A 23,071-nucleotide genomic window follows, 5' to 3' on the forward strand; every position below is an offset into this window, starting at 1 on the left:
TGGCGTCATGGGAAACTCCTGGTCAAAGCGGCTCGGGCAGGATGGGTCGGCGAACGCACAGGGGTTCGGCCGGGGGTGATCCAGGTGATGATCCGGGTGAACGTATCCCGCGCCGATCCGCGCAGAACAGGTTGCGCGCGCAAGCCGCGAAAGCCGCCTTGTGCGGGTTGCGCTCATTGAGTGCACGCCCGGGACGGGGCCCCCGACGGTCCCGCGGGAGGCGGCGGATACCGTCGCGACGTGAGGTTCTCCAGGTCCATGCGGTGGCGCGAGCGACGCCTTCGGCTGCGTACCCAGGTACTGCTGCTGCAGAGCGCCGTCGTCGCGCTCGCCCTCACCGCCGCCTTCGGGGCCTTCGCATACGTCAACGATCAGCACGTCGAGCGCGAGTACCAGCTGCGGGCGCTGGGGGTGGCCCGCACCGTCGCGGCGAATCCGGTGGTGCGCGCGCAGGCGGCCCGGTACTCCGTGTCCGGCGACGGGCACCGCCGGGCCCGTGCGGAGCAGGACGTCGCCGCCCTCGCCGAAGGACCGGTGCAGGCGCTGGCGCAGGCCGCCCGGGCCCGTACCGGATCCCTGTTCGTCGTGGTCACGGACGACCGCGGCATCCGCCTCGCGCACCCGCAGAAGAGCCAGCTCGGGCGCATGGTGAGCACCGACCCGTCACGTGCGCTGGCCGGGCACGAGGTGCTGGACCACGACCACGCGCACCTCGGCGAGGAGATCGTGGCGAAGGTCCCCGTCTACGCGCCGCACAGCCGCCGCGTGGTGGGTGAGGCCAACGCGGGGGTCGCCGCGAGCCACGTGCACGACCAGGTGGTCCGCGTGCTGCTTGTCGGTCTGGCCTGCCTGGCGGTGGCACTGCTCGTGGGGGTGACGGCCTCCGCCGCACTCGCCCGGCGGTGGCGGCGGCTGACGCTCGGCCTGGAACCGGAGGAACTCGTGGGGCTCGTGCAGGAACAGGAGGCGGTGCTGCACGGCATTGGCGACGGTGTGCTGGCGCTCGACGCGCGGGAGCGGGTGACGGTCGTCAACGACGAGGCGCGCCGGCTGCTCGCGGCGGACGGCCCGGTGGGCGCCCCGGTGTCCGAATGGGGCCTCAACCCACGGGTGTTGGCGGTGGCCCGCGCTGCCCGGGCGGACGGCGGGGGCGGTGAGCCGGTGGTGACCACGGCGGGCGAGCGGGTGCTCGTGGTGTCCGCTCGGCGGGTGCGCCGGGCCGACCGGGACCTCGGCACACTGATCACCGTCAAGGACCGTACGGACGTCGAGTCGCTGACCCGGCAACTGGACGCGGTGCAGGCGATGGGTTCGGCGCTGCGCGCCCAGCGCCACGAGTTCAGCAACCGGCTGCACGTGGTGGCCGGCCTGGTCCACGGCGGCCATGTGCCCCAGGCGGCACGCTACTTGGAGGAACTTCTCGGCACGGGCTCGACGCCGGTCTCGCTGCCCGGCCTGGACGTGGTGGACGACGCGTACCTGCGCACGTTCCTGCGCGCGAAGGCGGCCGAGGCCCGCGAGAAGGGCGTGCACCTGGTCCTCGGCGAGGGCACCTGGGTCGACTCCCCCGTCACCGAGCCCGTCGATGTCACCACCGTCCTCGGCAATCTGCTCGACAACGCCGTGCATGCCGCGGGTGAGGGCGGCCGCACGGCACGTCAGGTGGAGGTGGAGCTCATGGCGCACGGCACGACGCTCGTGATCACCGTGGCGGACAGCGGCGACGGCGTCCCGGCGGACAGCGCCGAGGTCATCTTCGAGGAGGGTGTCTCGTCCAAGGAGGACACATCGACGCCCGGCGGCCGGGGCGTCGGCCTGGCACTGGTGCGGCGGCTCGCACGGGACCGGGGCGGAGAGGTCGATCTCGTGACACCGGGCGGACCGGGCTGCCCAGGCGACGACGAGGATCCCGGCGGCGCCGTGTTCGTGGCACGGCTGCCGGGCGTACTGGAGGAGGCACGGTGAGCGAGAGGCCCACGCTGTCGGTGCTGGTGGTGGACTACGATTTCCACGTGGCGGGCCTGCACGCCTCCCACGTGGCGCAGGCCCCCGGATTCACGGTGGTGGCCACGGCGCAGTCGGCCAAGGAGGCGCGCGAGATCGTACGGGATCGGCCGGTCGACCTGGCCCTGGTGGACGTGTACCTCCCGGACGGGTCCGGCGTCGACCTGGTGCGTGAACTGCCCTGCGACTGCTTCGTGTTGAGCGCGGCGACGGAGGGGCGGACGGTGCGCGCGGCGCTGTCGGCCGGCGCGCTGACCTACCTGGCGAAGCCGTTCCCGCCGCAGCGCCTGATCGACCGGCTGCGCGGCTACGCCCGCTACCGCCGCACGCTGGATGCCCCGCACGTCGACCAGGACGCGATCGACGAGGCGATGGCCACGCTCGTCGCGCCCCCGCCGCGCCGCGACCGCCCCACGGGCGCGCACGCCGCCACCCGCCAACTGGTGCTCGCCACGGTCCGGCAGGGCGACGGCGCGCTGTCCGCCGCGGAGGTGGGCCGGACCATCGGCATCTCCCGCGCCACGGCGCAGCGCCATCTCGCGGGCCTGTGCACGGACGGCCTGCTGCACATGCGGCTGCGGTACGGGGCCACGGGGCGGCCGGAGCAGGAGTACCGGGCGGCCGGCTGAGGGGCGCCGCGTCCCGGCCCGGCACTACCGCGGCACGCCGGTGACCTCCGCGCCCACCACCCCCAGCAGCGCCAACGTCTCGGCGTCCCGGGAGCCGAGCGGCGCGCTGTAGAGCACGAGGCGCTGGTCACGGTCGGTGAGCGCGAGGGCGTCGCAGTCGACGGTGACCTTACCGACGACGGGGTGCCGGAAGGTCTTCGTGAGGGTCGGCGCGGCCTGGACGTCGCGGAGTTCCCACAGTCGGGCGAACTCGGCGCTGCCGTCGCGCAGTTCGGAGACGAGGCCGGTGACCGCGGGGTCCTCCGGGTAGCGGGCGAGGGCGCCGCGCAGCTCCATCACGACGTGGTGGCGGAACTCGGCGGCGTCGGAGATTCCGTACAGCGGGGCCTCGGGGCGCATCGGGCCGAGGAAGGCGCGGCGCGCCAAGTTGCGCTGCTCGGGCGCGAGTTCGGCGTAGTCCTCCATGAGGGCCGCCGCGAGGTCGTTCCACGCGAGCACCTCGAACACGGCGGACGTCACGAACGCGGCCGTCTGGGGCAGGCGTTCAAGGAGCGCGAGGATGCTCGGGCGGACGTCACGCCGGTGCAGACCGCTACGGGTCGGCGCGGTGCCCGCGAGGACGTGGAGGTGGTCGGACTCGGCGTCGGTGAGCCGCAGCGCACCCGCGATCCCGGCGAGCACCTCGCCGGACGGTCGCGGCGCGCGCCCCTGTTCCAGCCGGACGTAGTACTCCGTGGAGATGTGCGCGAGGACCGCTACTTCCTCGCGCCGGAGCCCCGGTGTCCGGCGCCGCGCGCCCGAGGGCAGACCGACGTCCCGCGGCCGGAGCCGCTCGCGTCGACTGCGGAGGAACGAACCCAATTCCTGCTTGTCCATACCCCCAGTGTCCCTGCAGCGCGGCCGCGCATCCTGGTACCGGTTGTGCCTGTATCGGGCGCGCGGGCCGCCGGACACTCCTCTCATGACACACAACGACACCGCGACCATCGCCACCTCACCCCACGCCCCCATCGGCCTGCTCACCGGCAAGGTCTTGTTCATCACCGGCGCCAGCCGCGGCATCGGGGCGGCCGCGGCCCGGCTCTTCGCCCGTGAGGGCGCAGCCGTGGTGCTCGCCGCGCGCGGCACCGACACTCTCGGGCGCATCGTCAAGGAGATCCGCGCGGACGGCGGCGTCGCCGACGCAGTGCGCCTCGACCTGGCCGACCAGGACAGCATCCGCGCGGCCGTCGACCACGTCGAGGAGCTGCACGGCCGGCTCGACGGCGCGTTCAACAACGGCGCGGCGATCCAGCAACCGGGCCCGCTGCACACCACCAGCGACGAGGACATCGACGTACAGTTCGCCGTCAACTTCCGAGGGCACTGGACCGCGATGACCGCGGAGGCCGCGCTCATGCGCCGCGGCGGCGGTGGCGCGATCGTCAACACGTCGAGCATCGGCAGCCGTCGCGCGAACCCCGCCCTGCCCGCCTACGGCGCCATGAAGCGCGCCCTCAACAGCCTCACTGAGACCGCCGCGGTCAGCTGGGCCCCCGACGGGATCCGGGTGAACGGCCTCACCCCCGGCGGCACCGCCACGGAAATGATCGACACATGGGAGGCGGCGACCCCCGGCATCGTCGACCAGCTGAAGTCGGCGATCCCCCTCGGCCGGATGGCCGAGCCCCGCGAGGTCGCCGAGGCGGCGGCGTGGCTCCTCAGCGATCGGGCGTCGATGGTGACCGGGGCGATGGTGCCGGTGGACGGCGGGGCGGGGGCCTGAGAAACCGGTTCGCCGACTCCGCTTCGGCGTGCCGCCGCACACCCAGCCGCCTCACACCCCTTCGGCCGGCAGGAGACGGACGCGGCGTTCGGCGATCTTCTCGACCGCCGCGCGGGTGTAGGCGAGCGGGAAGTAGTTGCCCTTGAGCCAGGGTTCGGCGAGGTCGCGGTAGTGCGGGTCGGCCGGGTCGCCGGACTGGCCGGGGGTGTTCACCGCGACCGAGGAGTCCCAGTCACCCACGTCCAGGACGACCCGGAACGAGGGCCCGCTGGTGTGCAGGAAGTCGCTGGTCCGGTACGTCGCCGCGTTGACCGTGTCCGGGGATCCGCCGCTCGGCATCGGGCCGACGTCGAAGCGGGCGCGGTCTGCGTCGCTGAGCGCCGACGACGCCGGGTGCTGGAAGAGGCTGTGGTGCAGTGCGCCCCACTGCCACTTCCGCTCGTCGTCCCCCAGCAGCTTGCGCACCTCGGCGTAGGCCGACCCCAGTGTGTCGAGCAGCAGTCGGTCCCGGGCGGATTCGTTCTTCAGCCACCGCCCCGGCTTCTCCAGCTCGCCGAGCAGGACGAGGGTGTCGGCGTCCTCGATCAGCTCGGCGGCCTTCGGCACCGCGGCCCGTACGAAGCCGGGCCCCAGGTGCCTGGACAGCCACACCTCGAACAGGGCCGCCTCGGCGGAGTCGGCCGATTCGACGAAATCCCACCCACGCAGCAGGCTCAGGGCCCGACGGCGGTCGGGTTCGCTGCTTTTCAGACGAGCCAGCAGGGAGGTCAACCGGCGTGCCGGTATGGACAGTTGGTCGTGCTGAAGGGCCTGCGAGTCGGCGACGGTGTGCTTGCGCTGCTTCGCGAGGACCTCCACGATCCGCTGGTGTCGGAAGGGGTTGGTCCACTCGTAGCCGAGCCCCATGTCCTGGTAATCGGGCGGCAGATTGAACTGATTGGCGGTGGCGATGAACCCGGCGGCCGGGTTGAGGGTCCGCGGCAGTTCGTCGCCCGAGTAGAAGCCGTCCCACTCGCAGCGGCCGTCGCCGGGCACCGGGAGCAGCCCGTCGTACCCGACCCGCTTGGGCGCGAGCCCGCCGGGCACCCAGCCGATGTTGCCGTCGACGTCGGCGTAGACCTGGTTCTCCGTCGGGGCACCCCAGTTGCGCATGGCCTCGGTGAACTCGCGGTAGTTGCGCGCCCGCATGTAGGCGACGCTGCCGAAGTACGGCGACGTGCCCGCTTCCAGCCACGCGGTGCGCACCGCGTACGCGAGGTTGTGCTCCTCGTCGACGTGGATCACGGGTCCGTGCCGGGTGAAGGCCAGGTCGACGGGGTGGTCGTCCTCCCCCGCGACGGGGATCCGCTCGTGCAGCACCTTCATCGGCTCCCAGTCGTCCTGGTACCGATAGCGGGTGCGGTCGTCCGGGTCCAACTCGTAGACGTACAGGTCCTCTTGGTCCATCGGGAAGATGGTCAGGCCGAAGGCGACGGTGCCGTTGTGGCCGATGGAGATGCCGGGCAGGGCCGGCTCCCCCGCGCCGATGACGTCGAGGCCGGGCGCGCTCAGGTGCGCGAGGTAGCGCAGGGACGGCGCCGAGTAGGAGCGGTGCGGATCGTTGGCGAGGATCGGCCGCCCGGTGGCGGTGCGCTGCCCGCCGACCACCCAGTTGTTGGACCCCTCGGTGGTCGCGTCGCGCACCACCGCCTTGCGAACCGCTCCCTCACTGAACTCCACTTCCTGGGTGGCGAGTTCGAAGACCTTGAGTACGTCGTCGGGGAGCACGCACGGGTCGAAGCCGTCGCGCACGGTCGCCTTGTGGTCCGGCTGGAGCCCCTGACGCACCAGGTCGGCGTCCACCCCGGCGGCGCAGGCGACCTGGGCGCGCTTGACCTCGCTGATCAGGTTGCGGGTGAGTCCGTGGCTGCGGATGCGGACCACGTCCTCGGGGTCCCAGCGGGCCGGCCGGTAGCCGAGGAGGCCGAACTCCTCGGGGAGCTCGTCGGGGTGGGCGTCCAGCCAGTCCACGTAGGCGTTGATCCCGGCGGTGAACTGCGTCGCGATGCGCCGCGCGTCCTCGGCGTAGCGCGCCCACTCGACGTCCATGTCGCCGCGGTACAGGAACAGCCGGGTGGCGCGGTCCTGCGCCACGTAGTCGGCCCCCAGTACGTCGGCGAGCTCACCGAGCCCCCGCCTGCGCCACAGGTCGATCTGGAAGAGGCGCTCACGGGCGGCGTTGAAGCCCTGCGCGAGGAACACGTCGTGCTCGTTGTCGGCGTAGATGTGCGGCACGCCGTAGCGGTCCTCGATCAGCTCGACCGGCGCCCGCAGGCCCGCAACCCGGTAGTCGTGCGATCCGGCCGGTGCCGCGCCCGCCGGCGTCGCGCCCGCCGCGTCGGCCATCACGCCGACTCCCGACATGCCCACGGCCGTCGCCGCCAGTACCTGCCGTCTGGAGAACCGCCCCTGCCCGCCATTCGCCACCACAACCTCCTCGTCGGTCGACTGCTCGGCACGTCCGCGCGTCAGCACACGGAAGATCCCTCACACAGACGGGCACGAGGCTAGGAGGAAGCGGAACGCGGGACGAGGGGCGCGTCGTTTCGTTCATATTGACCGCGGGCCCCCGCGGGACCCCCAGCTCGGTGTTCGAGGCGGAGTACCTCGCCTTCGAACGCGCGAAAATCTATCTTGGCTGGAGTAGACATTGGCGCGCGGCCTGGTTATGGTTTCTCTCGTAGCCAGAAGACAGCAGGCCCTGGCAGAGACGAACTGCCGGGCAGCAGGACCCTAGTTGCAGTACCTGACCCGCAGGATCCAAGGAAGATCGGAGGAGCAGGCGCCATCGGGATCGCCCGGGTGGAATTCAGAGCCCGGGTACCGCAGGACATCGATAGTGAGGTGGTCTCCGGTCAAGCAACCGCGATCCCCGCATCCGCGACAGCAGTACGTCCGGTCATGCGGAAACGGAACGCCGGTGACGTAACGAAACCGGCGGATGGTGTAGTAGTTCCTTCGGGGCCCTGGTGCCGTACGGCACCAGGGCCCCTCGAGCATGTTCCACAGAGAGGTGCAAGTGACAGCAGACGACTCGTTCGGCCGTCTCGACGACGACGACTACCCCGCCTACACCATGGGCCGGGCCGCCGAGATGCTCGGCACCACCCAGGGCTTCCTCCGCGCCATCGGCGAGGCCCGCCTCATCACCCCGCTCCGCTCGGAAGGCGGTCACCGCCGCTTCTCCCGCTACCAGCTGCGCATCGCCGCGCGCGCCCGGGAACTCGTCGACCAGGGAACGCCCATCGAGGCCGCCTGCCGCATCATCGTCCTGGAAGACCAGCTGGAGGAAGCCCAGCGGATCAACGCCGAGTACCGCCGCACCACCGAAACCGGAGGCACGGCGACCGCGGTCGGGGACAACTGACGCTTGAATCGCAGTGGGGCCCGACCGGCGTGCCGGTCGGGCCCCACTGCGGTTCAGACGTCAACGCCCGTTTCGCCGGTTCGGAAACCGGATCAGAAAGGCGAGGTGGTGCCGAGCATCGCGGAAGCCTGCTCGACCCGGCCGAGCGTGGGCTCGGGGGCCGGCTCGGGCGCGGTGTGGCAGGTGAAGCCGAGCTTGGTCATCGCCCGGAGGACCTCGGCGGCGGTGAAGTCCCGCCGGTCCTGGCGGGTGACGACCTGACCGACCTGCTTGACGGGGTACTGGCGGCGACCGATGGTCACGGTTTCGCCGGTGCACGGTTCGGGCTTGATGCCCTTCATCGATTCCAGCACGCCGTTCTTGGTGAGATCGAACGGAAAACGGGCGATGACGCAGCGCATGGATCCTCACAAGGAGTAGAGGGGGAACGATCCGGCCGGAGGTGAGACGGTTCAGCGGTTCGGCGGTTCAGCGGTTCACCGGGAGACAGCGAAGGTTACCGAACCTGTGTTCTGCTCGTCGACCACCGGCAGGGCAACGGGCCGCAGACCGCGCACCGTGTGCCCGGTTCCCGCCGCTTTGGGCACCCTCGCGGTGGTCACCGGCGCGTGGACGCCGAGGATGTCCCGCAGGCAGACGCGGTCCGTGTAGGCGGAGCTGTCGCGGACGGCGGCGAGCTCGGCCCGGGTGACCAGGCCGGTGCCCTGGTCGTCCCGATCGCAGACGACCAGCCGTCCGGTGCGCGCGGCGTCCATCACGGACAGCGCGACCTCGACGCTCATGTCGTCACTCACGCGCGGTCCGGCCGAGCGGGGCTGCATCTGAACCAATGTCAAAGGTGCCTCCTGCAGAGATGGGTCAACGTCCTGATCACGAAGGTGCCGGTTCGCCTAGGCAGCCGGGTCGGCGGCCGACTTGCGTACGGGGGCGCGCCGCGTCGCCGAAGCGGGGCGACGCCGGCCCCGGGAGGACCCGCCGCGCTTGGGGCGCTCCGCCGCCGGCGCGGCGATGACGACCGGGATGCCGGACGGGGCCTGGGCGCCGGTGATGCGGTGCAGGGCCTCGTCGCCCGAGCGGACCGGGGTGGTCTGCGGCCGGATCCCCGCGTCCGACATGAGGCGGACCATGGCCCGGCGCTGGTTCGGGGTGACGAGGGTGACGACGCTGCCGGACTCACCGGCGCGAGCGGTGCGGCCGCCGCGGTGGAGGTAGTCCTTGTGGTCGGTCGGCGGGTCGACGTTGACGACGAGGTCCAGGTTGTCGACGTGGATGCCGCGCGCCGCGACGTTCGTCGCGACCAGCACACTGACGTGTCCGGTCTTGAACTGCGTCAGCGTGCGAGTGCGCTGCGGCTGCGACTTGCCGCCGTGCAGCGCGGCGGCCCGCACCCCGCTACTGAGCAGGTCCTGGGTGAGCCGGTCGACGGCGTGCTTGGTGTCGAGGAACATGATCACGCGGCCTTCGCGGGCGGCGATCTCCGTGGTGGCTGCGTGCTTGTCGGCGCCGTGCACGTGCAGGACGTGGTGCTCCATCGTCGTGACCGCACCGGCCGACGGGTCGACCGAGTGCACGACCGGGTCGCTCAGGTAGCGACGCACCAGCAGGTCGACGTTGCGGTCCAAGGTGGCGGAGAACAGCATCCGCTGCCCCTCCGGGCGCACCTGGTCGAGCAGCGCGGTGACCTGCGGCATGAAGCCCATGTCGGCCATCTGGTCGGCCTCGTCGAGGACCGTGATGGCGACCTCGTCCAGCCGGCAGTCGCCGCGGTCGATGAGGTCCTTGAGCCGGCCCGGGGTCGCGACGACCACCTCGGCGCCGCCCCGCAGCGCACTGACCTGCCTGCCGATCGACATCCCGCCCACGACCGTGGCCATCCGCAGCCTCAGGGAGCGGGCGTACGGCGTGAGGGCGTCCGTCACCTGCTGCGCCAGCTCGCGCGTCGGGACGAGGATCAGCCCCAGCGGCCGGCGCGGCTCGGCGCGCTGTCCGGCGGTGCGGGCGAGCAGCGCGAGGCCGAACGCGAGGGTCTTGCCGGATCCGGTGCGCCCACGGCCCAGGACGTCGCGGCCGACCAGGGAGTTCGGCAGCGTCGCGCCCTGGATCGGGAACGGCGCGCTCACGCCCTGCCTGCCCAGTTCGGCCAGCAACTGCTCGGGCATGCCGAGTTCGGCGAAACCGTCGACGGCGGGCAGCGCGGCGGTGATCGTCTCGGGGAGCGCGAACTCGCCCTGCACCGCGGCGGGTCGGCGGCCGTGACCACCGGAGCGGGCCGGTCCACCGGCGCGGCGCGGCGCGGACGAGCCGTAGCGGCTGCCGCCCTTTACGGCGAAGGAATTACCACCACGGGTACGGGCGGATCGGTCGTTTGTACGTGTGCGGTTCATGCGGAACCTTCCTCGATGCGGCGCATATCAAGGAATCCCCGCAGCGATGAGCGGCATGGAGAATTACAAGTATGGACCGATGGCAAAAGCAGGCAGAGCCGCGCCGGCGAAAACCCACGCGGGCACGGGTGCGGAAATGCAGCTGGGGCCCGCACCCCGAAGGATGCGGGCCCCAGCTGCAAAATGCGCGTCAGTGTCAGGCCGGAACGATGTTCTCGGCCGTCGGGCCCTTCTGGCCCTGCGCGATGTCGAAGGACACCTTCTGGCCCTCGAGCAGCTCACGGAAGCCCTGGGCGGCGATGTTCGAGTAGTGGGCGAAGACGTCAGCGCCGCCGCCGTCCTGCTCGATGAAGCCGAAGCCCTTTTCCGAGTTGAACCACTTCACGGTTCCAGTAGCCATGTCATATCTCCTTGGGGCAGTACATCGGTATCCGCACCGTGCGGACACTGTGTCGCCGCGATGATTACCCCGACCGGAAATGACCGGAAATACAAAAGCGCTCCAGCCTGCAGGAGCAGGTCTGGGGCACTTGAAGTTTTGGGAACCACAACTGCAACTTGTACCGACAGTAGCACGCAAGAACCGCCTGCACCCACCACCCAATTCCGGTTTTCCCGCCCCGCCAAAAACTCTCACCACCTGGTCCGCAAAACCCTCATTGCGCGGGCATAGATATTGAGTCACTCAAAGCACAGGATCGGGCTGCCGCGCCCGTGGTAGACCGGAGCGTCCGCCGCCGCCCACCCGGAGATGCCCATGCGCCGCCTCGCCGTCTTTCTCGCCTCGTCCAACGGAGTCGACCCGGCCCACACCGAAGTGGCCGTCTCTGTGGGTGCGGAACTCGCCCGTCGTGGCATCGGCCTCGTCTACGGCGGCGGGCGCCGCGGCCTCATGGGCGCGATCGCGGACAGTGCGCTGAAGGCGGGCGGCGAGGTCATCGGGGTCATGCCGCGCGACATGGTCGACCGGGAGTGGGCGCACGAGGGCGTGACCCGACTGCTGATATGTGACTCGATGCACGAGCGCAAAGCGATCATGGCCGACCAGGCCGACGCCTTCGTCGCCCTGCCCGGCGGGCTCGGCACGCTGGAGGAGATCTTCGAGGTGTGGTCCTGGCGCCAGCTGGGCTTCCACGCCAAGCCGGTGGGCTTCCTCGACGCCGGGGGCTTCTGGACGCCTCTGCTCGGCGCCCTGCGCGGCATCACCGACTCCGGCTTCCTCCCGGCCTCCACGCTCGACGACCTCGCTGTCGCCCCCGACCTGCCCGGTCTGCTGGAGGCCCTGGAGGAGCGGCTGCGCAGCAGCCCGGAGCCCGCGCACGGGGAAGGCCTGCGGTAGCGGACGCGCACGGTGCGGACGGCGAGACCGGCCCCGCGATGGCGGCCCCGCGATGGCGCCTCCACTTCCGCCTCGTTTTACCCCTCTTGCCCCTATCTGCCGTAACTGCCTTGATGGGGGCTGCCCGACGGCGTAGAACGCTGTCATGGAGTAACGGGGGAAAGGCGAGCCCATGGGGGATATGGGCAGGGTCGACGTGCGCGGGGAAGTGAACGGGCAGGTCGTCGTCGGCCGGAACAATGTCGTCATCAATGCGGAGCAGGGCGCGTATGTCGCCTACCGGCCCGAGGGTCCGCCGGAGCTGCGGCTGCGGGCCCGGCCGTATCCGGGCGGGTCCGCGCTGCGCGGCCAGGGCGAGGTGCTCATCGGCCGGGACGGTGAACTCGCCGCGATCAGCGCCTGGTTGGGGTCCGGGAGACGGGTTCAGGTCTTCGGGCCGCCCGGCATCGGCAAGAGCGCGCTGCTGCGTCGCTGTGCCGCCGAGCAGATCGCGCTCGGTCGGCCCGTCCTCCATCTGCACGCGGCCGACAGGACGACGGAGGACCTGCTCCAGGAGCTCTTCCAGGCCTGCTACGAGCTTGCGGACGGCCGCCCCTGCGAGGGCTACAAGCCCGAACCCGCCACCCTGCGGCAGCTGTTGGGCGCCCTGCACGTGGTGCTGATCGTCGATGACCTCCAGGTCTCCCCCGACGACCTGGGCACGCTGGTCGAGGCGACACCCGGCTGCCGGCTGCTCACGGCCGCCGTGGACCGCATCGAACGCCCCGAGGCCCGCCCGTTGCGGCTCGACGGGCTGCACGAGCAGCACGCGTTCGAGCTGCTGGCCCGCGAGGTGGGCTACTACCCCGGCGGGCCCGCGGCCGACGCCGCCCGGCATCTCGTCGCGGCCGTCCACGGGCATCCGCAGACCGTCCTGCAAGCAGCCGCCGCGTTCAACGCCTCACAGGGGCGCGGCGCTTCCGGTCAGATGACCGGCCCGCCATGGCCTCCCGGATTCTTCCCGGTCGACGACACCGCGCTCGCCGTCGGCACGTCCGCCCGGCTGTCTGAGCGGGCGATCGGGCTGCTGCGGCCGCTGTGCACCCTCGCCCCGCTGCCCGCGTCACCGGTCCTCCTGGCAGCGCTCGGGGTACGTCCCGATCCGGCGGCGCTCGCCGAACTCACCGCGCTGCGGCTGGTCGAGGTCGACGGCGACAACCTCGCCTCCTGCGGACCGTTCGCCGTCCTCGTCGCCCAGCAGGCCGGCGTGCTCCCGGCCGCCGCCAAGCTCGCACCCGCCCTCACCCACTGGCTGCGGACCCGCGCGACCCGGTACGAGGCGTGCGCAGAGGCCGCCGCGATCCGGCGGGTCCTGGGGAACCTGGCCATGGTGGAGGACCACCGGGGCGTACGGGATCTCGCACGCGCCGCGGCCCCACTGCTCGCGCTCTCGCTGCACTGGGGTGTGTGGGGGCAGGTCCTGCGCTACGGCAGGGCGGCGGCTCAGTTCCTTGGCGCGGCGGCGGACGAGTCGTACTTCGCCCACGAGGTGCACGTACGGGTCATCGCCTTGAGCACGGCCTCGTCGGGACTCGCGGGCGGTGGCGGGGGTGTGGGGTACGTGGCGGCGCACGCGGGCGGCGGCGGGGGTGGTGGCATACCGGGCCCCGGCCAGGGCGGCCCGCCGGCGCCGAGCGGTCCGCCCGGCGCCGGCAGCCCGATCGGCAGCGGCGTGGGACCTCAACGACCGCGGGGCTGGGGGATTCACCAGGCACGCCACTCCGTGCACCATGTCGTCGCGTCGCACCCCGTGGCGGTCGGCGCCGGTGGCGTCCTGGCGGCGGCGGGCGTGGCGGTCGGGGCCGCGACCCTGGCCGGCGGCTCCCCGCCGGTGGTGGTGGACGGTACGCCGAGCATCACCTCGCCCCTGACCCAGTTCTCGACCACGAGTCCCACCGAGTCGCCCACGAACCCGAGCGCGACGCAGGAGTCGTCGCCCGTGACCACCTCCCCCGCGGGTCCGCGCGGCACCACACCCCCGTCGGGCCCAGTCACCTGTCAGCCGACCGCACTGGCCCCACGGGACTTCGGCGCCGTCAAGGTCGGCGACACGAAGACCGAGACCGTCCACTTCACCACGTGGCTCGAGTGCGACGACGAGCAGGCCCTGAAGGCCGACGACCCGGCCAACTGGAGGACCGCGCTGGCCTCGTGCCCGCCGACAGGCGGCTCGCGCGACTGCGTCTTCCAGGTCACCTTCACACCCAAAAAGCCCGGCCCGTACGAGGCGCAGGTCACCATGCCCGACGACGGCGGCGGTCGGGACGTGTCCATGCAGGTCACCGCGACGGCCGTCCTGCTTCCCACCGACCCGCCCATCTCGCCCGACCCGCCCGTGTCTCCCGTCTCGCCCGATCCGATCTCACCCGACCTCTCACCCTCCGAGCCCGGCCCGGGCATCGACTGAGGAGACCTCATGCCCCACACACCCGGCGGCGACCACTACGAGATCCGGACCGAGGGCGGCGTCTCCGGCCAGGTGGTCGTCGGCCGCGACAACACCGTCTCCCGGGTGGAGGGCTCCGTCACGCCTGCCGCCGTGACGGAGCAGCAACTGGCCGAGCTGCGCGCCGAGTTCACCCGCGTCCGCGCGCTGCTGCCCGAAGACGCCCCGGACCGCGCCGGTGAACTCCTCGACGAGCTGGAGGAGTCCGCGACCGCGACCGAGCCCGACCTCTCCACCATGGAGTACGTACGCCGCTGGTTCGCCCGCCACCTCCCCGCGCTCGCGGGCGCCGTCACGAGCCTCGTCATCCACCCGGTCGTCGGTCAGCTGGTGGCTGCGGCAGGCGGCACCCTCGCCGAGGAGTTCCGCCACCGCTTCGGCGGCGAAGGCGACGCGTAACCGGCGGCGGACGCGACGCCGGCGCTCGCGCGACCGGTACCGTGCGAGCGATGAACACCCCATCGACATCGACGCACGCCATCGGCCCCGACTTCAACACCCCTATCGAGAAGCGGTACTTCGAGGACTACGTTCCCGGAGCGTCGTACACCTACGGCAGCATCACCGTCACCGAGGAGGCCATCCTCCGCTTCGCCGGGGAGTTCGACCCGCAGGACATCCACGCCGACCCCGAGTCCGCCGCCACCGGCCCCTTCGGCGGGCTCATCGCCAGTGGCTGGCACACCGCGTCGGTGATGATGCGGCTGTACGCCGACCACTACATCAGCAAGGTCGCGAGCCTGGCCTCGCCCGGCATCGACGAGCTGCGCTGGCCGCGCCCGGTCCGCCCCGGTGACAGCCTGTCGATCCGCGCCACGGTCCGCGCAGCCCGCCCCTCGCGCTCCAAGCCGGACCGGGGCCTCGTCCACACCGACGTCGAGGTCCTCGACCAGCACGGCGAGGTCGTGCTGACCCTCACCGCCATGAATCTGCTGCTGCGCCGCGACCGGTGAACTTCGGGTGACGGCGGCGGAGGCCCTGTGGCGATCACCGTCAACCGCCTGATAAGCAATGCTTGTGACGTTACGTCAGGTGAAGACGCGTACGGGCGGGGCGGCGGTGGCCGTCACCACACTTGCCCTACTGATGACGGCGTGCGGGGGCGGCGGCTCGGACGGTTCCGGCGGCGGCCAGGACTCCCAAGTCACCGTGGCCGCACTGCCGTTGACGGACTCCGCGGCGCTGTACATCGCCCGCGACCGCGGGCTGTTCAAGAAGGAGGGGCTGGATGTCCGCATCCAGCCCGTTCAGCAGAGCATCCAGGCGCTGCCCGCCCTGTCCAAGGGCCAGGTCGACGTGATCGCGAGCGCCAACTACGTAACCTTCCTCCAGGCCCAGGAGAAGGGCACGCTCGACGTGCGGATCCTCGCGGAGGGCGTGCGGATGGCGCCGCACATGATGGATGTCCTGGTGCCGAAGGGCTCCGCGATCAAGAACGCGGACGACCTCAAGGGCAAGAAGGTCGCGGTCAACATCCTCAACAACATCCAGACGCTGACGCTCGACGCGATCCTGGAGAAGCGGGGCGCCGGCACGCCCGCGTACCGGCAGATCGCGTTCCCGCAGATGGGGGCCGCCCTGGAGAAGGGCCAGGTCGACGCCGTGCATGTCGTCGAGCCCTTCGACAGCGCCATCCAGGACGACCTCAAGGCCAAGGTCCTCATCGACGGCGCCGCGAGCCCCGTCGAGTCGCTGCCCATCAGCGGGTACGTCACCACGGCGAAGTACGCGAAGCAGAACCCCGAAACCGCCGCCAAGTTCAAGCGCGCCATCGAGGCCGCCTCGAAGATCGCCGACGAGGACCCATCCGCCGTCCGCAAGGTGGTCCCCACGTACAGCAAGGTCAAGCCCGCGCAGGCCAAGTCGATGGGGCTGCCCGCGTATCCGGCGAGGACCGACCCCGCCCAGTTGCGGCGCCTCACCGAACTCATGCGGAAACAGGGGCTGTTGAAGAAGGACATCGACCCGTCGACGCTCGTCGTCAAGTGACCGGCCGCGTGCGCCGGAACGCCGGGCTCGGCGTCCTCGGCGTGCTGCTGGCCTTCGGCGTGTGCGAGGCGGTGTCGCGCGCGGGGATCGTCCGGCGCGAGTATCTGCCGCCCGCGTCCGACGTCCTGGCCCGTGCCGTCGAGTTGGCGGGTGACCCCGTGTTCCTCGACGGGGTCGGCGCCACGCTGCGCGCCTGGGTGCTCGGGCTCGCGCTCGCGTGTGCGATCGCCGTGCCGGCCGGACTGCTGCTCGGGAGCGTCCCGGTGGTCGACGCGGCGGTGCGCGCCATCGTGGAGTTCCTGCGGCCGCTGCCGTCCGTGGCGCTGATCCCGCTGGTGTCGCTGCTGCTCGGCTCCGGTACGGAGACGGAGGTCGCGCTCGTCACGTACGCGTCGGTGTGGCCGATCCTGTTCAACACGATGTACGGCCTCGGGGAGGGCGAGCCGCTGGCGAAGGACACGCTGCGCGCCTTCGGCTTCGGACGGGCCGCGGTGCTGCTGCGCGTCGAACTGGTCGGCGCGGCGCCGTTCATCGCCGCGGGCATCCGCATCTCGGCTGCCGTCGCGCTCGTCGTGGCCGTCGCCACGGAACTCCTGTCCGGGTTCGGCGAGGGTCTCGGCATCTTCATCGCGCAGGCCCAGCAGGCCACGGACGGCAACCGGGACGTGCTCGCGGGCGTGGTGTGGGCGGGCGTGCTCGGCCTGCTGATCAATGGCGTACTGGTGTGGGGCGAGCGGCGGATGTTCCCGTGGACGCCCGAGCGGCGGGCGGTGCGCGCATGACGAGGACGGAGACGACACCAACTACCCATCGAACCAAGGTGGTTGTGCGTTCGCGGAGCGCGGCAGGGTCCCTGCTGCGCTGGCCCGTCCTCGCGCTCGCCGTCGCGCTGTGGGAGGTGGGGGCCCGCGCGCACGGCAGCGTCTTCTTCCCGCCCCCGTCGCGCATCGCGCGGCACGCGTACGACCTGTGGTTCTCGGGGCCGGTCGGGCACGCCTTCCTCACCGACGCCGCGTTCGACACCATCGGCCCGAGCCTCGGCCGGATGGCGGTCGGATTCCTGCTCGCGGCCTTCGCCGGGATCGTGCTCGGGGTGGCGATCGGCCGTTCCCGGCGCGTGTACGCGCTGTGCGATCCCGTGCTGCAGTTCGCGCGGGCCGTCCCGCCGCCCGCCCTGGTCCCGGTCTTTGTCGTGGTCCTCGACTTCGGTACGCCGATGCAGATCACGTCGATCGTGTTCAGTGCCGTCTGGCCGGTGCTCGTGAACACCGCGGAGGGCGCCCGGAACACCGATCCGCTGCGCCTGGAGGTCGCCGCCGCGCTGCGGCTCACCACGGCCGAGCGGCTCCGGTACGTCATCGTGCCGTCCGCGCTCCCCCGCATCTTCGCCGGACTGCGCCTCAGCCTGTCACTCGCGCTGATCCTCATGGTGTTCTCGGAGCTGCTGCCGGGCACCGAGAACGGGATCGGCTTCATCCTCACCGACGCCCAGTCGCGCTCGGACCTGCTCACCGTGTGGGCGGCACTCGCACTGCTCGGCGTCCTCGGTTACCTGCTCAACAGCGGCCTGCTGGCCATCGAGAAACGCGTGCTCGGCACGGGGAGGACGGCATGACGACGACGGACGGGGCGAAGGACGGCACGGTGCTGGAGGCGGTCGTCGGGCTGCTGCGCGCCACCGGCATGACCACGGTCTTCGGCAACCCCGGCTCCACGGAGCTGAGTATGTTCCGGGACTTTCCCGACGACTTCCGCTACGTCCTGGGCCTCCAGGAGGCCACGGCCGTGGGCATGGCGGCGGGGCACAGCCTGGGCACGGGACACGCGGCGTTCGTCAGTCTGCACTCGGCGGGCGGCGTCGGGAACGCGCTCGGCGCCGTCTTCAACGCCTACCGGGACCGGGTGCCGCTGGTGATCGTCGCCGGTCAGCAGGCGCGCTCCCTGATCCAGTTGCGGCCCTTCCTCGGGGCCGACGAACCGGCCCAATTCCCGCGCCCGTACGTCAAGTTCGCGCGCCAGCCCGAGCGTGCCGAGGACGTTCCGGCCGTCCTCGCCGAGGCCCACCGCGTGGCGATGACACATCCGCGCGGCCCGGTGTTCGTGTCCGTACCCGAGGACGACTGGAACCGGGCGGCCCAGCCGGTCGAACCCCGGGCCGTGCACGCCGACTTCACCGCGAACCCGGACGCGCTCGCCACGCTCGCCGCCCGCCTCGACGCGTGCGCCCGACCCGCACTGGTCGTCGGCCCGGGCGTGGACGACGAGGCGGCGCTTCCCGAAGCGCTCGCGCTGGCGGAGCGGATCCGGGCGGGCGTCTGGATCCGCCCGCTGTCCGGCCGCTCGGGCTTCCCCGAGTCGCATCCGCTGTTCCAGGGGTTCCTGCCGCCAGTGGCAGGCCAGTTGGCCGGGCGCCTCGAACCGTACGATGTGGTGGTCGCGCTCGGGACGCCGGTGTTCACGTACCACGTGGCGGACGACAGCCCGCCGCTCGCGCCCGGCACCGAACTCTTCCACCTGGACTGCGACCCGGCCCAGGCGGCCTACCTCCCCACGGGCACGAGCCTGGTCACCACGCTGCGCCCGGCACTGACCCAACTCGCCTCTCTGGTGGGCGAGTCGGACCGCGAGCCGCCTCCGCCCCGCGTCCGCCCCACCCCGGTGACCGTCGCGGGCAGCGACCACCTCACACCCGAGCTGGTCCTCGACGAACTGCACCGGCGCCTGCCCCGCGACCGCGTGCTCGTCGAGGAGGCCCCGAGCCACCGCGACACGTTCCACGCGCGCGTCCCGGTCGACCGCTCGGGTGGCTTCCTGACCACGGGCAGCGGAGCGCTCGGCTGGGGGCTGCCGCTGGCCGTCGGCCGGGCGCTCGCCGACCACCGGCGCGTGGTGTGCGTGCTGGGCGACGGTTCGGCGATGTACTCGGTGCAGGCGCTGTGGACGGCGGCCCGGCACCGGGCACCTGTCTCGTTCATCGTCCTCGACAATGGCGGCTACGGGGCGGTGCGCGCGCTGGGCCGCCGGATCGGCATCGATTCGGCGCCCGGAACGGACATCGGCGGTATCGAATTCGCGGGCCTCGCCGCGTCGTTGGGCTGCGCGGCCGACTACGCGGACCGCCCGGACGACCTCGGCAAGGCCCTCGACCGCGCGGTGACACAGCTCGACGACGAGGCCGGCCCCCACCTGCTGCACCTCAAGGTCGCCGGCACCGAGGGCACACTCTACGAACCCTGGGCCAGGTGAGGGCCCGGCATGCTCCGTCTCACCGGCATCAGCCAGTCCTACGGCTCCCACCGCGTCCTGCACGACGTGTCACTGACCGTGCCGGACGGTCAACTCCTGTGTGTCGTAGGCCCGTCGGGCTGCGGCAAGTCGACGTTGCTTCGCACGATCGCGGGGCTGCTCCCCGTACAGGAGGGCTCGATCACCGTCGACGGCACACCGGTCACCGGGGTGCCCGACCGCCTGGCGGTCGTGTTCCAGGACTACGGACGCTCCCTGCTGCCCTGGCTCACGGTCCGGGACAACGTGGCGCTGCCGCTGCGCCGCCAGGGCCTGCGCCGCGCGGAACGGCGGGACGCGGCCGACCGCATCCTGGAACGCGTCGGCCTCGAAGCCTCGGCCCGCCGCCACCCCTGGCAGCTGTCCGGCGGCATGCAGCAACGCGTCGCGATCGCACGCGCGTTGGTGGTCCGCCCGTCGCTGCTCCTCATGGACGAGCCCTTCGGCTCCCTCGACGCGCAGACCCGCGAGGACCTGGAGGACCTGCTGCTCGACGTCCACCGCACGGACGGCACCACGATCGTGTTCGTCACGCACGACATCGACGAGAGTGTCTACGTCGGCGACCGCGTGGTCGCCCTCTCGCCCGCCCCCGACTCCGGTATCGCGCTCGACCTGCGCGTCCAACTCCCCGTGGAACGCGATCAGATCGCGACGCGAGGGCTGCCGGAGTTCGTGAAGCTGCGGGCGGAGGTGGGACGGACGGTCAGGGCCGCGAACCTCAACTGAAGGGGACGGCGTCGGCGGGGTCGGCGTGCCAGTTGGTGGCGATCGGCTTGGCCACGACAGCGGTGTCCGGGAGCTTCAGGGACACGGGGGCGATCCCGGTGTCTCCCACGGAGACGATGATCTGCCCGAACTCGACTCCGCCGTTCTCGTTCACGGACTTGGGGTTGACCCCCGCGTACGCCTTGGTGGAACCGGAGAGCTTGATGGTGTCACTGACGGCCTGCTCGGCGGGGCCCGCGTGGCTGTCGGGCGAGGAGCCGAAGGCGACGGCGGCGGTCTTGCCCTCCAGGTAGCAGGTGATGCCCGGCTTGGCCTTGGCGGTGAGCAGGTAGTAGCCGCCGGCCTGCGACTCCACACCGACGGTGAAGTCCAGGTCGTTGGTGCCGCAGGACTGGCCGACGCGCTCCTTCTTCGAGGCGCCGGTCCCGGTGGCACCCGCGCCGGCCTTGCCGTCGGCGCCTGCCTCGGCCTGCGTGGCGTCCTCGACCTTGGCACCGGATCCGGCGTTCGCGTCGGACTTCGTGTCTGCCTTGGCACCGTCGTGCGAGTCGGCCTTCGACCCGCTGGAGGTGCTCTGCTTGCCGCTGTCCTTCTCCGCGGCCCCCGAGGAGCACGCGGTCGCGGCCACCGACAGGGACACCGCGGCGAGCGCGGTCAGGACGATGCGGCCGGAACGGTGTGCGAGACGTACGGACATGGAACTGCTCCCCCGTTGGATGACTGTCGACTGGTCAAGTCGTTGTGCCATGACACTACGTGGGCGCTCATCATCGGCCGATCATGGACCTGTCCGGGTTGTGTAACACCGCCATGCCCATGCCCATGTGTCGGCGGCCGGTTCAGCCGGCCCTGCCGAGCGTCTCCTTCACAAGGCGGCGGGCGTACGCGGCGTCGATCCCGTCCGGGCGGAAGAGGATCCGGTACATGAGGGGTGCGACGACGCGATCGATGACCTTCTCGACGTCGGGGGCCTTCTCCCCGCGCCCCTTCGCGCGAGCGAGGACGACGTCGATCTGCTCGGCGGCGTAGGCGGAGCACTGGCCCGCGTTGCTGCCGTCCGGGTCGCCGAGGAGGGCGTCGCGGATGTAGGCGCGGCCGGCGGGCGAGGCCATCTCGTCGAGGAACTGCTCGGCCCACACCGTCAGGTCGAAGGAGAGGGAGCCGTGGTCCTTCGGATCCGTCTCGGGCCGCAGCCGCTCGACCGCCACGTCGGACAGCAGCGCCTGGAGGTCCCCCCAGCGCCGGTACACCGTCGAGGGTGTCACGCCCGCACGCTGGGCGACCATCGGCACGGTCAGCGCGTCCCGGCCCACCTCTGCGGCGAGTTCGCGTACGGCCTCGTGCACCGCCGTCTGGACCCGGGCGCTGCGCCCGCCGGGACGTGCCATCTGCCTGCTCATGGGACCCATGCTAAAGCGAAATCATTGCGTCTGTGCTCTCCGCTCTCTTCTCTGCGCGGGCGGCGGTCCGTCCGCTTCTCATGCCGCCTGCGCGAGCGCGCGGGCGGGCCGGGTCCGCTCGTAGGCGTGTCCGACCCGGAGGAGGGTGCGCTCGCCGAGGGGGCGGCCGAGAAGTTGCATGCCGATGGGCAGCCCGGCCGTGTCGTGGCCGACCGGTACGGACAGGGCAGGGATGCCGGTGATGTTCGCCGGGGACGACAGGCGTACGTAGGCGTCGGACACCGCTTCCACCGTGCCGTCGGCCCAGGTGATCGTCTCCTGGGACGCCTCGACGGCGGTCGCGGGGACGGCGGGCGCGGCGACCACGTCGACCTGCCGCAGCACGCGGGCCCACTCTTCCCGCATCAGCGTCCGGGAGCGCTGGGCCCGCAGGTAGTCCCCGGCGGGCATCAGCTCGCCGGCCTCGAGCAGGGTGCGGACGTCATCCTGGTAGAGCTCGGGGACCGTACGCAGGGTGCCTTCGTGGTACGCCGTCGCCTCGGGCACCATCAGCCCCCACTGCGTGGCCTGTACGTACCGGGCCATCGGAATGTCGATCTCGACGAGGGTGGCGCCGAGGTCCGCCAACTGGCCGATGGCACGCCGGACTTCGTCCTCCACCTCCGGTTGCACGTGGTCGAAGTAGTAGGTGCGGGGCACCCCGACGCGCAGCCCCGCGAGGCGCGTGTCCGCGCCCGGCCGGTAGTCCGTGACCGGGGCATGGAGCGAGGCCGGGTCGTCCGGGTCGTGCCCGACCAGCGCGCCGAGGACCAGCGCCGCGTCCTCGACGGTGCGGGTGATCGGGCCGACGTGGTCCAGCGACCAGGACAGGGAGGTGACGCCCCGACGGGGGACGAGGCCGTACGTCGGCTTCAGTCCGACGACGCCATTGAGCGCGGCCGGCACACGGATCGACCCGCCCGTGTCCGTCCCCAGCGCGAAGGTCGCCGCGCCGGAGGCGACGGCGACGGCGGATCCGCCGCTGGAACCTCCGGCGACCCGGCCGGGGTCCCAGGCGTTGCTGGTCTGCGGGGTGATCAGGCCGTAGGCGAACTCGTGCGTGTGCGTCTTGCCCAGCAGTACGGCGCCGGCCTCCGCCAGGCGGGCGGCGACCGCGCTGTCGGCCCGCGCGCGGTGACCGGCGCGCACCCGGGAGCCGGCCGTCGTCGCCACACCCTCGACGTCGATCACATCCTTGAGCCCCATGGGGATGCCGTGCAGCGGGCCTCGATGGCGGCCGGCGGACAAATCGCGCTCTGCGGCACGTGCGGCTTCGCGGGCCCGTTCGGCGGTGACGGTGACGTAGGCGCCGAGACCCGGCTCCACGTGTGCGAGGCGACTCAGGACCGAGTCCGTCAACTCGACTGGTGACAACCGGCGTTGCCCGATCGCGTCGGCGGCTTCACTCAGAGACATCTCATACGGCTGCAACGGGATTCTCCTGCTCGGGCTTCGTGAATTCCGGTCGTTCCGCGCGGTAGGCGAGGGCGGGCGGAGTGTCCCCGAAGTCCAGCTCCCGCAGGACCGCGACGACGGAACGGACGTGGTCGGCGGTGGCCGCGACGGCGGCACGGCGGTCGACATCGGACATGGACGGTCCCACGGTTCCTCCTTGAA

Annotated in this window: 23 protein-coding genes; 13 read left to right on the plus strand and 10 right to left on the minus strand. The window is 71.8% G+C overall.

Annotated elements, in window-relative coordinates:
• Window positions 1–240 precede the first annotated feature (240 nt).
• Both ACP4E5_RS06020 and ACP4E5_RS06025 read left to right on the plus strand, forming a co-directional pair.
• Window positions 241–1,965, plus strand: a complete 1,725-nt coding sequence (locus ACP4E5_RS06020; RefSeq protein ID WP_425825680.1) for a sensor histidine kinase — start codon at window positions 241–243, stop codon at window positions 1,963–1,965.
• A complete protein-coding gene (locus tag ACP4E5_RS06025) occupies window positions 1,962–2,633 on the plus strand; it encodes a response regulator (RefSeq protein ID WP_425825681.1) in 672 nt (223 codons plus the stop codon). Before ACP4E5_RS06020 ends, ACP4E5_RS06025 begins: the two co-directional genes overlap by 4 nt.
• A gap of 24 nt (window positions 2,634–2,657) precedes the next feature.
• Here ACP4E5_RS06025 and ACP4E5_RS06030 read toward each other — a convergent pair whose 3' ends face one another.
• Window positions 2,658–3,509 carry a helix-turn-helix transcriptional regulator gene (locus tag ACP4E5_RS06030; protein WP_425825682.1) on the minus strand — a complete coding sequence of 284 codons (852 nt, stop codon included), beginning with the start codon at window positions 3,507–3,509 and terminating at the stop codon, window positions 2,658–2,660.
• Window positions 3,510–3,594: 85 nt separating this feature from the next.
• Here ACP4E5_RS06030 and ACP4E5_RS06035 point away from each other — a divergent pair, with 85 nt between their 5' ends.
• Window positions 3,595–4,398 carry an SDR family NAD(P)-dependent oxidoreductase gene (locus ACP4E5_RS06035; RefSeq protein WP_425825683.1) on the plus strand — a complete coding sequence of 268 codons (804 nt, stop codon included), beginning with the start codon at window positions 3,595–3,597 and terminating at the stop codon, window positions 4,396–4,398.
• A 51-nt stretch (window positions 4,399–4,449) separates the two neighbouring features.
• Here the strand turns inward: ACP4E5_RS06035 and ACP4E5_RS06040 are convergent, their stop codons facing one another.
• Window positions 4,450–6,912 (minus strand): penicillin acylase family protein, encoded by a 2,463-nt coding sequence (locus tag ACP4E5_RS06040; RefSeq protein ID WP_425825684.1) that lies wholly within the window; start codon window positions 6,910–6,912, stop codon window positions 4,450–4,452.
• Window positions 6,913–7,456: 544 nt separating this feature from the next.
• Between ACP4E5_RS06040 and ACP4E5_RS06045 the strand changes: the two genes are divergently transcribed.
• Complete coding sequence (locus tag ACP4E5_RS06045; protein ID WP_425825685.1) at window positions 7,457–7,804, plus strand: MerR family transcriptional regulator; 348 nt, start codon at window positions 7,457–7,459, stop codon at window positions 7,802–7,804.
• A gap of 92 nt (window positions 7,805–7,896) precedes the next feature.
• On the opposite strand, the gene ACP4E5_RS06050 is transcribed toward ACP4E5_RS06045, so the two are convergent.
• The 4 genes from ACP4E5_RS06050 to ACP4E5_RS06065 form a co-directional block, all read right to left on the minus strand.
• Window positions 7,897–8,205, minus strand: a complete 309-nt coding sequence (locus ACP4E5_RS06050) for an SCO5918 family protein (protein ID WP_425825686.1) — start codon at window positions 8,203–8,205, stop codon at window positions 7,897–7,899.
• Window positions 8,206–8,280: 75 nt separating this feature from the next.
• Window positions 8,281–8,640 (minus strand): CBS domain-containing protein, encoded by a 360-nt coding sequence (locus ACP4E5_RS06055; RefSeq protein ID WP_425825687.1) that lies wholly within the window; start codon window positions 8,638–8,640, stop codon window positions 8,281–8,283.
• A gap of 54 nt (window positions 8,641–8,694) precedes the next feature.
• Entirely contained in the window at window positions 8,695–10,188 is a 1,494-nt protein-coding gene (locus ACP4E5_RS06060; protein ID WP_425825688.1) for a DEAD/DEAH box helicase, read from the minus strand.
• 196 nt (window positions 10,189–10,384) lie between these two features.
• On the minus strand, window positions 10,385–10,588 hold the full coding sequence (locus ACP4E5_RS06065) for a cold-shock protein (protein ID WP_020119326.1): 204 nt from the start codon (window positions 10,586–10,588) through the stop codon (window positions 10,385–10,387).
• A gap of 357 nt (window positions 10,589–10,945) precedes the next feature.
• On the opposite strand from ACP4E5_RS06065, the gene ACP4E5_RS06070 reads away from it, so the two are divergent.
• From ACP4E5_RS06070 to ACP4E5_RS06110, 9 genes are all read left to right on the plus strand, one after another.
• Entirely contained in the window at window positions 10,946–11,527 is a 582-nt protein-coding gene (locus tag ACP4E5_RS06070) for an LOG family protein (RefSeq protein WP_425825689.1), read from the plus strand.
• 172 nt (window positions 11,528–11,699) lie between these two features.
• Window positions 11,700–13,973: an ATP-binding protein gene (locus tag ACP4E5_RS06075; protein WP_425825690.1), complete on the plus strand. Its 2,274-nt coding sequence runs from the start codon at window positions 11,700–11,702 to the stop codon at window positions 13,971–13,973.
• Between the two features lie 9 nt (window positions 13,974–13,982).
• Entirely contained in the window at window positions 13,983–14,411 is a 429-nt protein-coding gene (locus ACP4E5_RS06080) for a hypothetical protein (protein ID WP_425825691.1), read from the plus strand.
• 50 nt (window positions 14,412–14,461) lie between these two features.
• Window positions 14,462–14,965, plus strand: coding sequence for a MaoC family dehydratase (locus ACP4E5_RS06085; protein ID WP_425825692.1), 504 nt, complete (start codon window positions 14,462–14,464; stop codon window positions 14,963–14,965).
• Between the two features lie 79 nt (window positions 14,966–15,044).
• Window positions 15,045–16,001: an ABC transporter substrate-binding protein gene (locus ACP4E5_RS06090; RefSeq protein WP_425825693.1), complete on the plus strand. Its 957-nt coding sequence runs from the start codon at window positions 15,045–15,047 to the stop codon at window positions 15,999–16,001.
• Window positions 15,998–16,783: an ABC transporter permease gene (locus ACP4E5_RS06095; protein ID WP_425825694.1), complete on the plus strand. Its 786-nt coding sequence runs from the start codon at window positions 15,998–16,000 to the stop codon at window positions 16,781–16,783. The genes ACP4E5_RS06090 and ACP4E5_RS06095 overlap by 4 nt, the downstream gene beginning before the upstream one ends.
• 44 nt (window positions 16,784–16,827) lie before the next feature.
• Complete coding sequence (locus ACP4E5_RS06100) at window positions 16,828–17,616, plus strand: ABC transporter permease (protein ID WP_425825695.1); 789 nt, start codon at window positions 16,828–16,830, stop codon at window positions 17,614–17,616.
• Window positions 17,613–19,247 (plus strand): benzoylformate decarboxylase, encoded by a 1,635-nt coding sequence (gene mdlC, locus ACP4E5_RS06105; RefSeq protein WP_425825696.1) that lies wholly within the window; start codon window positions 17,613–17,615, stop codon window positions 19,245–19,247. The genes ACP4E5_RS06100 and mdlC overlap by 4 nt, the downstream gene beginning before the upstream one ends.
• Before the next feature lie 9 nt (window positions 19,248–19,256).
• On the plus strand, window positions 19,257–20,015 hold the full coding sequence (locus ACP4E5_RS06110) for an ABC transporter ATP-binding protein (RefSeq protein ID WP_425825697.1): 759 nt from the start codon (window positions 19,257–19,259) through the stop codon (window positions 20,013–20,015).
• Here ACP4E5_RS06110 and ACP4E5_RS06115 read toward each other — a convergent pair.
• From ACP4E5_RS06115 to ACP4E5_RS06130, 4 genes are all read right to left on the minus strand, one after another.
• Window positions 20,008–20,712, minus strand: coding sequence for a DUF4232 domain-containing protein (locus ACP4E5_RS06115; protein WP_425825698.1), 705 nt, complete (start codon window positions 20,710–20,712; stop codon window positions 20,008–20,010). The genes ACP4E5_RS06110 and ACP4E5_RS06115 overlap by 8 nt on opposite strands.
• Before the next feature lie 142 nt (window positions 20,713–20,854).
• Entirely contained in the window at window positions 20,855–21,415 is a 561-nt protein-coding gene (locus tag ACP4E5_RS06120; protein ID WP_425825699.1) for a TetR/AcrR family transcriptional regulator, read from the minus strand.
• A gap of 78 nt (window positions 21,416–21,493) precedes the next feature.
• Entirely contained in the window at window positions 21,494–22,885 is a 1,392-nt protein-coding gene (locus ACP4E5_RS06125; RefSeq protein WP_425825700.1) for an amidase, read from the minus strand.
• Entirely contained in the window at window positions 22,872–23,057 is a 186-nt protein-coding gene (locus ACP4E5_RS06130; protein WP_425842171.1) for a hypothetical protein, read from the minus strand. Before ACP4E5_RS06130 ends, ACP4E5_RS06125 begins: the two co-directional genes overlap by 14 nt.
• Window positions 23,058–23,071: the final 14 nt, after the last annotated feature.

Source organism: Streptomyces fractus, from assembly GCF_049844455.1.
Classification (GTDB): Bacteria; Actinomycetota; Actinomycetes; order Streptomycetales; family Streptomycetaceae; genus Streptomyces; species Streptomyces fractus.

What these genes read in the sequence shown, in the direction of transcription:
- ACP4E5_RS06030 (WP_425825682.1), bottom strand. Translation starts at nt 3,509, where the DNA reads ATGGACAAGCAGGAATTGGGTTCGTTCCTCCGCAGTCGACGCGAGCGG.
- ACP4E5_RS06035 (WP_425825683.1), top strand. Translation starts at nt 3,595, where the DNA reads ATGACACACAACGACACCGCGACCATCGCCACCTCACCCCACGCCCCC.
- ACP4E5_RS06050 (WP_425825686.1), bottom strand. Translation starts at nt 8,205, where the DNA reads ATGCGCTGCGTCATCGCCCGTTTTCCGTTCGATCTCACCAAGAACGGC.
- ACP4E5_RS06060 (WP_425825688.1), bottom strand. Translation starts at nt 10,188, where the DNA reads ATGAACCGCACACGTACAAACGACCGATCCGCCCGTACCCGTGGTGGT.
- ACP4E5_RS06065 (WP_020119326.1), bottom strand. Translation starts at nt 10,588, where the DNA reads ATGGCTACTGGAACCGTGAAGTGGTTCAACTCGGAAAAGGGCTTCGGC.
- ACP4E5_RS06070 (WP_425825689.1), top strand. Translation starts at nt 10,946, where the DNA reads ATGCGCCGCCTCGCCGTCTTTCTCGCCTCGTCCAACGGAGTCGACCCG.
- ACP4E5_RS06075 (WP_425825690.1), top strand. Translation starts at nt 11,700, where the DNA reads ATGGGGGATATGGGCAGGGTCGACGTGCGCGGGGAAGTGAACGGGCAG.
- ACP4E5_RS06080 (WP_425825691.1), top strand. Translation starts at nt 13,983, where the DNA reads ATGCCCCACACACCCGGCGGCGACCACTACGAGATCCGGACCGAGGGC.
- ACP4E5_RS06085 (WP_425825692.1), top strand. Translation starts at nt 14,462, where the DNA reads ATGAACACCCCATCGACATCGACGCACGCCATCGGCCCCGACTTCAAC.
- mdlC (WP_425825696.1), top strand. Translation starts at nt 17,613, where the DNA reads ATGACGACGACGGACGGGGCGAAGGACGGCACGGTGCTGGAGGCGGTC.
- ACP4E5_RS06110 (WP_425825697.1), top strand. Translation starts at nt 19,257, where the DNA reads ATGCTCCGTCTCACCGGCATCAGCCAGTCCTACGGCTCCCACCGCGTC.
- ACP4E5_RS06115 (WP_425825698.1), bottom strand. Translation starts at nt 20,712, where the DNA reads ATGTCCGTACGTCTCGCACACCGTTCCGGCCGCATCGTCCTGACCGCG.
- ACP4E5_RS06120 (WP_425825699.1), bottom strand. Translation starts at nt 21,415, where the DNA reads ATGAGCAGGCAGATGGCACGTCCCGGCGGGCGCAGCGCCCGGGTCCAG.